This window comes from Ningiella algicola, from assembly GCF_028401415.2.
GTDB lineage: Bacteria > Pseudomonadota > Gammaproteobacteria > Enterobacterales > Alteromonadaceae > Glaciecola.
The window spans coordinates 2,903,294-2,914,721 of the sequence record NZ_CP171821.2; the positions used below are offsets into that span (position 1 = coordinate 2,903,294).

10 protein-coding genes and 1 pseudogene are annotated in these 11,428 nt (G+C 45.1%); 6 read left to right on the plus strand and 5 right to left on the minus strand.

Translation table 11 applies throughout. The annotated features are described in order from the left end of the window. The first annotated feature begins 563 nt into the window (after positions 1-563). Complete coding sequence (locus PN836_RS12620; protein ID WP_395338822.1) at positions 564-2,222, plus strand: hypothetical protein; 1,659 nt, start codon at positions 564-566, stop codon at positions 2,220-2,222. Between the two features lie 243 nt (positions 2,223-2,465). Here PN836_RS12620 and tusA read toward each other — a convergent pair whose 3' ends face one another. The 3 genes from tusA to rph all read right to left on the minus strand — a co-directional run bounded on the left by tusA (position 2,466) and on the right by rph (position 4,215). Then, entirely contained in the window at positions 2,466-2,744 is a 279-nt protein-coding gene (tusA, locus tag PN836_RS12625) for a sulfurtransferase TusA (protein WP_395338824.1), read from the minus strand. A 13-nt stretch (positions 2,745-2,757) separates the two neighbouring features. Continuing rightward, the gene (pyrE, locus tag PN836_RS12630) at positions 2,758-3,408 is read right to left on the minus strand and encodes an orotate phosphoribosyltransferase (RefSeq protein WP_395338826.1); all 651 of its coding nucleotides are present in this window, start codon (positions 3,406-3,408) and stop codon (positions 2,758-2,760) included. A 93-nt stretch (positions 3,409-3,501) separates the two neighbouring features. Then, complete coding sequence (gene rph / locus PN836_RS12635; protein WP_395338828.1) at positions 3,502-4,215, minus strand: ribonuclease PH; 714 nt, start codon at positions 4,213-4,215, stop codon at positions 3,502-3,504. Positions 4,216-4,392: 177 nt separating this feature from the next. Between rph and PN836_RS12640 the strand changes: the two genes are divergently transcribed. Both PN836_RS12640 and PN836_RS12645 read left to right on the plus strand, forming a co-directional pair. Beyond that, a complete protein-coding gene (locus PN836_RS12640) occupies positions 4,393-5,256 on the plus strand; it encodes a YicC/YloC family endoribonuclease (protein ID WP_395338830.1) in 864 nt (287 codons plus the stop codon). A 134-nt stretch (positions 5,257-5,390) separates the two neighbouring features. Continuing rightward, positions 5,391-5,930, plus strand: a pseudogene (locus tag PN836_RS12645) (Arm DNA-binding domain-containing protein); the annotation flags it as partial. A 186-nt stretch (positions 5,931-6,116) separates the two neighbouring features. Here PN836_RS12645 and PN836_RS12650 read toward each other — a convergent pair. Both PN836_RS12650 and PN836_RS12655 read right to left on the minus strand, forming a co-directional pair. Then, positions 6,117-7,331 (minus strand): type II toxin-antitoxin system HipA family toxin, encoded by a 1,215-nt coding sequence (locus PN836_RS12650; protein WP_395338831.1) that lies wholly within the window; start codon positions 7,329-7,331, stop codon positions 6,117-6,119. Continuing rightward, complete coding sequence (locus PN836_RS12655; RefSeq protein WP_395345641.1) at positions 7,324-7,635, minus strand: helix-turn-helix domain-containing protein; 312 nt, start codon at positions 7,633-7,635, stop codon at positions 7,324-7,326. Before PN836_RS12655 ends, PN836_RS12650 begins: the two co-directional genes overlap by 8 nt. 324 nt (positions 7,636-7,959) lie before the next feature. On the opposite strand from PN836_RS12655, the gene PN836_RS12660 reads away from it, so the two are divergent. The 3 genes from PN836_RS12660 to PN836_RS12670 all read left to right on the plus strand — a co-directional run bounded on the left by PN836_RS12660 (position 7,960) and on the right by PN836_RS12670 (position 11,170). Then, a complete protein-coding gene (locus PN836_RS12660) occupies positions 7,960-8,265 on the plus strand; it encodes a type II toxin-antitoxin system HigB family toxin (protein ID WP_395338832.1) in 306 nt (101 codons plus the stop codon). A 99-nt stretch (positions 8,266-8,364) separates the two neighbouring features. Beyond that, positions 8,365-8,736: a helix-turn-helix domain-containing protein gene (locus PN836_RS12665; RefSeq protein WP_000354815.1), complete on the plus strand. Its 372-nt coding sequence runs from the start codon at positions 8,365-8,367 to the stop codon at positions 8,734-8,736. A gap of 25 nt (positions 8,737-8,761) precedes the next feature. Further along, entirely contained in the window at positions 8,762-11,170 is a 2,409-nt protein-coding gene (locus PN836_RS12670) for a TOTE conflict system archaeo-eukaryotic primase domain-containing protein (RefSeq protein WP_395338834.1), read from the plus strand. The last annotated feature ends 258 nt before the right edge of the window (positions 11,171-11,428 follow it).

Consider the following 11,428-nt stretch of genomic DNA (forward strand, 5'->3'; position numbering starts at 1 on the left):
GTGAAAAAAGCTTATGTTTCACTTTAAGAGCAATATAAATAGGCGAATTCAACATGAATACGTATGAATAATTATACCAGGGTATTGGATTATGAACTGCCTCAATGTATCGACTGGGGCGACTCAACCTCAAAGGGTCCGCCTTTTTCCGCCCATCGAAAGTTGGCGCACACACAGTAATGGCGGGCTTATACGTCAATATTTATATACCTAAGCCAGCGATAGTATGGGCATCAGCAAGAAAAGATTGATCTAAATCGGCTCTAGACCAGATATGTGTTGCTTTTTGCGTATATTTTCTGTTAGGGTACGCGCCGAAACGAGGGGATTGGACAACTATTTAGTTGAAAATCTTACTATATTTAGCGTAGAAGGCCGATCTTAGGGTTGACTTCTGCTATGTTAATACTAGAATCTCGTGTGTGAAGGGCGCATCAGTTAACCGGGTGCCCAATCTCAATTGATGCGTTTAGTAACTTATTTAGGCGTTTGATCTGTGCGCTAAGCGAATTAAAGCGACCTAAATGGCTATAGCTTTATAATTACATTTAAGGATTTAACAAATGAAACTATTTAAAAAGACAGCTCTTGCAGTAGCAGTGTCTGCAATGGCAGTTGCAGTACCTGCGGCGGCAGCTGACCTTGAGTTTACAGGTGACGGTGAAACTATCGTTCTAGCTGACGTAATCTTCGGTAACGGCATGCCAGGTGTTGGCTCTGAAGAGACATTAATTACTGCTCCTGAAGTAACTTTCGATTTAACACGCGGCGGCCTAAACGGCGGTGATATCAGTGTCGCTGGTTCTGAAGTTGCAACGATTAAGTACACTCTTGGCGGCGGGGCTATCTTCGGTGAAGATTTGTCTACAACTGCTCGCGTTGACTCATCTAACGGCGGTGCTGGTGCGTTTAACCTTACAGTAGCTGCTGGTACGGTAACGTACGAGGTAGTTCAAGGTGGTGCAATCGGTGACAACACGATTACATTTGAACTTACTTTTGGTGCAGCGGCGTCTGAACTAGATTCTGCTACTTTCTTGGGTTATGCAGTTAAGAACCTAACTTCAGTACTTAATCCTTCAAGTGACAGCAAGAGAGTTGAGCTTGGCGTAGAGTATGTTGAAGCTGGTACAACTGATGGCGACGCTATCAACCCAACTGAAACTGACCAACCTCTTGTAATTTTTGGTTCGCAAGCACCTATTGATCTAATCGCAGACGCGGTAGATTTCAATACGCCTGATTTCACACGTATTAACGTTGGTAACGCAGAGCGTACATTCACTGGTGGAACTTCCGACGGTCGTTCAGATTTCGATCCTGCTGGTGATATCACAGTAGTGAACCTTGGTACACTTCAACTTCAACGTCAAGAAATCGACACTGACGCATTCCCTGGTTCAGGCGGTGGTCTTGTACGTAAAGAAAATGGCGACGAGTTCGATTTCCAAGGTGGTGATGATCACACTTTGACTATCTCTGTGGGCTCTGGTTCTATGCAGGTTGGTTCAAGCGTTTACTTGAGCGAGTCAGCAATGTGTACTGGTACTGCTTTGTTCGCAAACACAATCAGCGCAGCTGAAGCTACTTCTTTCACCTTAGCTGTAAGTGGTTCTACAACAGACCTTACAACTGAGTACAACCTATGTTACTCAGTATTGACTGGTTCTGATGCTGATACTATCCCTGAAGTAGGTGACATTAACGCAACTTGGGGAATTGACTTCTTCAACGCTCGTTATGACAACATCGACGAAGAAGCAGGTCCATTCGGTGACTTAGTGCGCAACGGCTGTATCGCTAGCTTCTTTAACATTCCAGCGTCTAGCAACTCTGACACTGCATATGTTCGTTTAACTAACACTTCTTCAGTTAATGAAGGTGACATTCGCGGTACGCTTTACGCTCAAGACGGAACAGTTCTTGGCGCAGACGTAGCAATTGCTCCTGACCTAGCTGTAAGCGCAACGCAAATCTTCTCTACAGAAGGTGCTAACCGTACTACAGGTGCTGGTCAAGAAGTTATCGACATCGAAACTGCATTTGGTGTAAGTGGTTCTGACTATAAAGGTCGTGCACGCTTAGTACTTAAAGGTGCATTCGATACTTGTGAAGGCTTAGGTCTAATCCGAAGCGCTTCAACTGGTGCACTTTACAACATGAGTGCAACTACACAAGGTAACGAAGCAGCGCTACCAAACGACGGTAACAACGGTAACTAAGTTACCTGTTACAATCGTTAAACTAAAAAAGGTGGCTTATGCCACCTTTTTTGTTTCCGTTAAAATCTTACTATATGTAATTTCCAAAATTATTCGGCCTTGCTAGTGTTAAAGCCCGTTTAGACTACACTGACGCACGCGCACTATTCTTAATCGACATTCATACATCTCGAACACACAAACACAGTAAATCGTATTTACTTTCCATGACGATAAATCTTATAGCAACAGATGCTATTGTCGCTATAGGCCTTTCCGGATGATATATTTATAAGGACTGTGGCTTGTTTGACAATCCAGCAACGTATGCTGCATAAAACGACAAAAAGAGGGAATGTCACGGGTCGTGGAATGATCATCTGCAACGATGGCAAGGGTTTCACCGTCTTTCATCTTCCGTATTTGCAAACGAACCATCATCACCGGTTCAGGGCAACGTAAACCTAGCCCATCTAAATAGTGATCTGCATCTAAGCCATGCCAAAGGGAGCCGTCGTTACTTGAAGCATCCAAATCGCTCATTGGTCAATCCGCTTTATTGAAGGCTAATACCATATCGTTGTTGATATGCTTTTATGGATGTAACGTTTTCGTCAAAAGCCTTGTTGACCGCCAAATATTCAATCAAATCGCTCAAAGTAACTATGGAATATACTTTAGTTGAATAATCTCGTTCAACCTCCTGAATGGCAGATAGCTCTCCCGTGCCTCTTTCTTGACGGTCAAGCGCAATCAGTACACCGCTTAAATTAGCGTCTTGTTGCTCTATGATTCGCATCGAATCTCGAATGGCAGTACCAGCAGTGATGACATCATCAACAAGCATGACGTTTCCTTTTAAAGGACTTCCTACTAAACTCCCACCTTCTCCATGAGTCTTCGCCTCTTTACGATTGAAACAAATTGGCACATCCCTTTGGTGACTATCATAAAGTGCGATAGCCGTTGCTGATGCAATGGTAATGCCTTTGTAGGCAGGTCCAAAAAGCATGTCATAAGGTGCTTTCTCAGATTCCAAGGCACTTGCGAAGAAACGCCCAAGTTTAGCTAAGTCTCTACCCGTATTAAAAAGGCCCGCGTTAAAAAAATATGGACTAACGCGACCTGACTTTAAAGTAAATTCCCCGAAGCGAAGTACTCCACGTGCAATGGCAAACTCTAAGAACTTATTCTTATATTCCTGCATTAGTATTATCTCTCAGTGCTATGGACGCAAACGCTTGGTTTCCAATAGTTTACGCGCGGCGCGCGGACTATAATAAGCAAAATAATTCTCCAACTAACTGAGCGCCAATCTCTGTGCATCAAATAGCTCTTTGATGCCAGCATGCGCTAAGCTTATCATCTCATTCATCTCTTCAAAGGTGAATGGGTCGCCTTCGGCTGTGCCTTGTACTTCGATGAGCTTTGAGGTGTCGGTCATAACGACATTCATATCGGTCTCGGCATCAGCATCTTCCAAATATTCAAGATCGGCGATTGCATTGCCTTTATAGACGCCTACCGATATAGCAGCAATCATATGCTTAAGCGGATTGGTCTTTAAAATACCTTTAGTGCGCATCCATGTTAAGGCATCAACCATCGCCACACAGGCTCCTGTAATTGAAGCAGTTCGTGTACCGCCATCTGCTTGAATAACGTCGCAATCTACCGTAATCGTGTTCTCACCGAGCATTTTTAAATCGACCGCTGCTCTTAGTGAGCGTGCAATTAAGCGCTGAATTTCGAGTGTTCGACCACCTTGTTTACCGCGCGCAGCTTCTCTGTCGGAGCGCGTATGCGTGGCGCGTGGCAGCATGCTGTATTCTGCCGTGATCCATCCTTTCCCCTGGCCCTTCATAAAGCGCGGCACGCCCTCTTGTACACTTGCGTTGCAAAGTACTTTTGTATTGCCAAACTCAATCAATACGGAGCCCTCGGCGTGACACGTAAAATTACGAGAAATAGTGACTGGACGAATTTGGCTTGCAGTACGGTTACTGGGTCGCATTAAGTGACTCCTGAATGGATAAAGTTAAATGGGATGCTCAATCAACTAGAGTAAGCTGAGGGGACAAGTATAACGCATAGACTATGGCAATGTAACGACATACTACATCACGCGCTATACATCTATCGCAAAGCGCTCTAGACTAGTGGTTTTTAGAGTACCAGCATTGAGAACCACATGATTTTTAGCATGACAGGCTTTGCCCGACACGAAATAAAAGCCGAATGGGGCAGTGCCGTTTGGGAAATCAGAAGCGTAAACCAGCGCTACTTAGAAACCCACTACCGCCTACATGAACAGTTTCGCTCATTAGAGCCCATGTTGCGCGAACGTTTTAGAAAACGTTTGCAGCGCGGAAAAGTAGAGTGCATGCTACGAGTCAGTTTCAGTGACGCAAATCAAGGTTCGTTGACCTTCAACCCTGAACTTGCTTCCCAGCTCATTGATGCCGCCAAGTCGCTCCAACAATCCGGCGCAGACGGCACCATCAACCCCAGCGATATATTGCGCTGGCCTGGTGTTATGGCAACGCAAGAGGCCGACGTAGACGGCATGCAAAAAGTCATCATGGCCGGTTTTGAAGACGCGCTTGAACAGTTTATTGCAGCCAGAGCCAGCGAAGGTGAAAGCATGGGTACGCTTATTCAGCAGCGCCTGGACGGCATTGCACAGCAAGCCGATAACGTTGCCAGCCAAATGCCCACCGTACTCGAATGGCAAAAAGACCGCATTCGCAGCAAGTTTGCCGAAGCGGAGGTAGAGCTTGAAGACACCCGGGTAGAACAAGAAATGGTGTTACTTGCGCAAAAAACGGATGTTGCAGAAGAGCTAGATCGCCTGAAATCTCATGTTCATGAAACACAAAAAATCCTGAAAAAAGGCGGAGCCATTGGCCGTCGTTTGGATTTTATGATGCAAGAGTTTAATCGTGAGGCGAATACGTTAGGCAGTAAGTCGATCAATAAAGATATTACTCAGGCGGCTGTTGAGATTAAGGTTTTGATTGAGCAGATGCGGGAGCAGATCCAAAACATCGAATAGTTTTTCACCCGTTCAAGAATGTCTTAAATGCCCTGTTACTTGCTTGTAAATACAGCGCTTTTTTTTCCCGTCCAAATCGGTTTGCAGATGTCCGTTACCAACTGCCTGTTTAGTGGTGGGCAGTAAGTTACCCAATTTTCGCATTTAACTCGCCACCACAACAGGTTATTGCATACAGCAAAGCCGCCCCAAAAAAATATTCAGATGGTGAAGGGCTATACTTTTGCGTCCGCAAACAGGGCTCGCCTTATTGGATGATCCGCTACACCACAGCCAAAGGAAGACGAGAAGCAACCTTGGGGCAATTTCCTTTAATGTCGTTGGCAGACGCTCGAATTGCCGCTGCTTATTTTCGAAAAGAAGTACGCGACGGCATAGATCCTCTTCTGGAAAAACAAAAAATCGAGTTACCTGACACTGAAACCGTGGATCAACTGTTCCATGACTGGTATCGAACCGATCTGAGTCGACGACTAAAGCACCCAAAGATTCCGTATCGGGTTTACACCAAAGACATAAGCCCAGTCATTGGCATTAAGTGTATTGCTGAGGTGACCGCTCGCGATGTGCGCGAAGTATTAGAGCGCATTCGAGAAAGTAACCGCCCTACCATTGCCAACGATACCTTGATGTACATGAAGCAGCTGTTTCGACATGCGATAAAGCTCGACTTACCGTGGGCAGTTGGGACAATGGGGCAACACTTGACATGCCGAGCTTTAGAGGGTGAATAAGAGGAAATTAAATTGCCCCAAGGAATGGGGCAATCAGGGCTTTGATTGACAAAATAAGTCACTAAACATAATCTTCAAGCCAATATGACCGACGCCTCTGCATTTCTGTACGCGTCGGTTCTCATTTTAGCGTAGCGGTATACTTCGTAAGTGTTTTTCGATTGCTTCAATCATCGACTTGGTAAGTGGTAAATGCGCTTTTTCTTTCGCCCAAATTTCATGAAAGCCTGCCACGGTTTGCTTGGCAGTATCTAACACCAATTTTTCTGGCAACATGGCTTTAGCCGCCAAGTGTGACAGCTCATCCAGCGTGAAATCACTGAATTTCTTGCTACGACTCACCTTCAGCGACGCACTATCATCGGGGATATAAGGAATGGTCGAGACAAAGTCATAGGCAGGCGCAATCGATGCTGTGCGCTTGTCTTTGTAAATCACAGACCAATTCTTCAGATGCATATCCGCATTGCCAATTAGGGTATTGAACACCAATCGACGCGTAAATTCTGCAATGTCTTCGTCTTGACCTTCGATGCCGATAACCTGAGCAATATTGCGCATACTGGCTTTTTTGTATTTATCTTGAGGATAGACACCAAACACTTGCGCAAAATCTTCAATATGTACGGCTTGATCACCTGCACGATCAAAGCGCTTGATCACAAACGCACTGTCTCCAAATTTACCAATACCATCTGGGATATTAGCAATCTGGCTAATCGGGAGTAGCTGCGTTTCTGGCACATCCATTCCCAACATTCGAGCCAGTTCCATCATCGAATATTCATTTTCTGGCACAGCGTCAAAGCGAGACGATGGCAATTTTACAATCCAAGAGCCACCTTGACCGGTTGCTGGAATAGTCAAACCACCGTTTGCCTGTTGTACGGCTGAAAACTTCAACTGTACACCCGCTAATGAAAAACGCATTGGAACATCTATTTTCGTTTCATCGTCAATGTCTTGCTGTACATTAGGCGGGAGCGATTCGCCATCAGCAGGTTCAACCGTGATCGCACCTGCTAAATCTTGTCCTAACACCCACAATAGAAAAAATTCTCGCGCGGGGTTCACTCCGGCACGCTCTGCCAAGTAATGACGCATGGTTTCTTCTGGCAAAAGATTAGAGAAAAACGGAGTTAACTTGGTTTGGGTCGGTTTGAAGTGAGTCAGCAAGCCACCTAGCGAATCTTTAAAACCCAGCCCTAACACGGGCCGTGATTCATGATTAATGTACGAATCCATAAAGGCAAAAAGCGTTCTGTCATTGCCCACGTTGGTGATCGTTGCGATAGGTTCCCCGTAGAGCAACACGTTAAGCGTAGAAACATAATTAGTCATCGTCGTCTTCCTCTAGCTGATATGCGGGCGACATTGCCTCACCTTCATCGCTGATCCCTTGGCTGCTTCGAATGATTGACTTGATGGCAGGAATGGACTTTTTAGGCGCAACCAATAGCTCTAGGTCGAGTACACGGGCAAGTGAAATCAAACTGGATATTCTTAAATCAACGCCGCCAGACTCGATTTTCGAAATATGGCTTTGCGGCACACCCGAACGCGCGCTCAGATCTCTTTGGCTAAACCCCTTACGTACCCGAGCTTCTAGAAGGCTTTGTAGTATCTGCTCTGTTACATAGCTCATTTCGATAGGCCTTAATGCATCATTTGATAAAATTATATATAAAAACATATCACCGCAATCCCACAAACACAAGAATGATTAGCTATTATGTATCAAAAAGTACTTTTTGATATTTAATTACATATAAATCGTAACGCACGAGCTCACTTACCGTGGGCAATTAGGACAATGGGGCAACACTTGATATGCCGAGCTTTAGAAAGTGAATAAGAGGAAATTACACTGCCCCAAGGAATAGGGCAATTGGGGGCCGTGTCAACAACTCCTTTCAGTCAATCAAACTACAAACTCGCAAAAGTCCCAATATGGGACTAGCATCTGTTTATGAGAATTATCGCACTATCAACCTTAAAAACATTTTGGGAAGACAGCCCAGAATACATTGATGCGAAAGAGCCAACTTTAGCGTGGTATAGGCATGCATTAAACGCTGATTGGGGATCACCGGCGGATGTGAAACAGGACTTTAGAAATGCCAGCATCCTCAAAGATGGGCGTGTCGTGTTTAACATTGCCAGTAATAAATACCGGTTAGTTGTTTGGATCAATTATGCCTACAAGGTGGTTTACATACGGTTTATCGGCAGCCATGCACAATACGAAAAATTCGTCGGGAACGAATTTTCATGAGCAACGCGAGCCCAAAGGGTGAGGCTCATGGACGAGCCGAATAAAAAATTGATGTGCAAACGATTTGAAGCCAAAAGGTAGTAACAAGAGGTAAATATAATGGACATCAGACCTATTAAAACAGATGCCGACTACCGCGCGGCATTAAACGACATCGAAAACCTAATGATGGCGGAGCCTGATACCGTCGAAGGCGAAAAGCTGGACATTTTGGTTACGTTAGTTGAAGCCTACGAAGCAAAGCATTTCCCAATGGATTTGCCAGACCCTGTTGAGGCAATAAAGTTTGAGATGGAGCGCAAAGGCTTAACGGTTAAAGATCTTGAACCCATGATAGGTAAAAGCAATCGTGTTTATGAAATCCTAAACCATAAGCGATCACTCACGCTAAAAATGATTTGGAAACTTCATGAAGGGCTAGGTATTCCAGCAGAGTCGCTGATCAAGCCACCGCAAGTTCGCGCTTCATAGCGATGCGAATCAAAATTAGTTTGTTATGAATGACGCTCGCTACCCAAATATTTCGGCTATTGATAACAGGTTAGCTGAGCTTGAAAACGAAAAGCAGCGGCTTCTCGCATTAAGAGAGGCTTTGCGTAGCGCTCAAAACGAGCGTTCAATACAGACATTCACCCCAGAACAAAAGGTCGCCCTATTCAGACAACTATTTCGTGGACGAGAGGATATCTTTGCCAATCGTTGGCAAAACCAACAGGGCCGCAGTGGCTATTCCGTAGCCTGTGATAATGAATGGGTAAGCGGGCTATGCAACAAACCCCGCATTAAATGCCAAGACTGTTCACACCGAAAGTTTAGCGAACTAAACGAGCACATTATTTACAGGCACCTTGCCGGTCATCAAGTGGTGGGGCTGTATCCTTTACTGAAAGATAACTCATGCTATTTGTTGGCAGCAGATTTTGACAAAGGCTGTTGGCAAGAAGAAGTCAAAGCCATGTCTAAAGCGTGCCAAGCATTTGATATTCCACACGCGATAGAAATCTCGCGTTCTGGCAACGGGGCGCACTTATGGATCTTTTTTGAAACCAACATCCCAGCTAACCAAGCTCGGGCACTGGGTTTCGCTTTGCTTGATAAAGCCATGGAAATATTTCCAAATCTATCGTTTGACTCCTATGACAGGCTCTTTCCTAACCAAGATATCCTTCCTGAAGGCGGTTTTGGTAATCTCATTGCGCTACCACTTCAAAAGGAGGCTCGCCTTTCAGGCCGTAGTTGCTTTGTTGACAGTGACCTGAATGCGATTGACGATCAATGGCGGTACCTTGCTGGGCTTAAAACGCTCACTCAGTCGAGTATTGATCAACTCATAACAACTATTTCACCCAACACCCTATTACTGTCTAAGCAAGGTCTAATAGACAACCGCCCTCCTTGGGAAATCACAGCCAAAGCTGCACCAATAAAATTAGAATCTTTGCCGAAAAACGTGACCATTACCTTGGCCAACCATATCTACTTTTTGATGAGCGAGTTACCTGGGCCACTACTGGCAGGACTAAAGCGATTAGCTAGTTTTTCTAATCCTGTGTTTTTTAAAACACAAGCTTTGCGCTTTTCAACCCATGGCATTCCGAGGTTTATTTCCTGTGCTCGTATTGAAAACGGTTATCTAGCACTACCGCGAGGCTGTCTCGATGACGCGATTGCTTTGCTACAAGAGCAAAATATTTCGCCACTGTTTGACGATAAGCGTGAAATCGGCAAACCATTATTAAAACTTACCCCCGAGTTCACTTTGCGAAAGAACCAGCGAGACGCAGTGGCCGCAATATCTAAACATGACTTCGGTATTTTGCATGCACCGACCGCATTTGGAAAAACGGTTACTGCCATTGGTATGATCGTAAAACGCAAAGTAAATACCCTAATACTGGTTCATAGCCGACAACTACTCGAACAATGGCAAGAGCGATTACGCACGTTCCTACCAGAAGTAAACATTGGCAGTATAGGCGGGGGTAAAAGAAAGCCGAGTGGCATTATCGACATTGCCACCTACCAAAGCTTGGTCAATAAAAAAGACAATTCCATCACGCCTCTCATCCAAGACTACGGCCATATTATTGTTGACGAATGCCACCACCTATCTGCACCAAGGTTTGAAATGGTACTCACCGAGGTAAGAGCAAAATATGTATTGGGCCTAACAGCAACACCAGAACGACAAGATGGTCATCAGAAGATCATTTTTATGGCGGCAGGGCCCATTCGCTATAAAGTGAAACAAAGTCCTGATGAGCAATTTACTCAAACCGTGATGATTCATCAGCTCTACGATATACCGCCAGCTGAGCTAATAAAAACAGATGAGCGCCCAAAAATAAGCGATGCCTATCGCTGGCTCGTCGATAATGGACAGCGCACGTCAAAAATAGCCTCAGACGCCTCTCAGTGTGTTCAAAATGGCGGGCACCCGTTAGTCCTTACAGAGCGTAGAGAGCACGCAGAGTACATACACTCACGACTTACCGAGATGGGTATAAGCACTGTCGTACTCAAAGGCGCCATGAAAGCTGCCGAACGCAAGAACGCTGACAATCATCTGCAATCGGCTCAAGTTGTCGTCGCAACAGGAAAATATGTGGGCGAAGGATTTGACCTTCCAAGGCTGGATACGTTGTTGTTGGCCATGCCCATCGCATGGAAAGGTACATTGGCTCAATATGCCGGCCGTATTCATCGTGAATCGGAAGGAAAAACACAAGTCACCATTCACGACTATGTGGACTGCGCCCTCCCTATGCTGCAACGCATGTTTAAAAAACGTGAGAAAAGCTACAAGGCAATGGGGTACGCCCTTGAATACTTTGAGGGTAACAGTGACAAGCAACCTTCATTAAAGCTGGAAGACACCTCTTCATCAAATCCCAAGTCAAATTAGCAAGCCGCTCTTCGTTCGACACTTCCCCATGCTTTTATACCCATACGCCAAAACCACTATCCGTTTGGCTTTTGGATCGAGAAGCCAAACAGGGAAATTAGCCCATTTACTGTTTGGCGTCTCGATTGAAATCCAAGGCTGGTAGGCCATGCCATTACTGGCTCAAAGCAAGGTTTGGCACTTTTCGTGCCCTAAACCAACCTAGAATCCAAAGTACAAACCGTTTGATTTTTTAAACCCAGAATGCAAACGATCGTT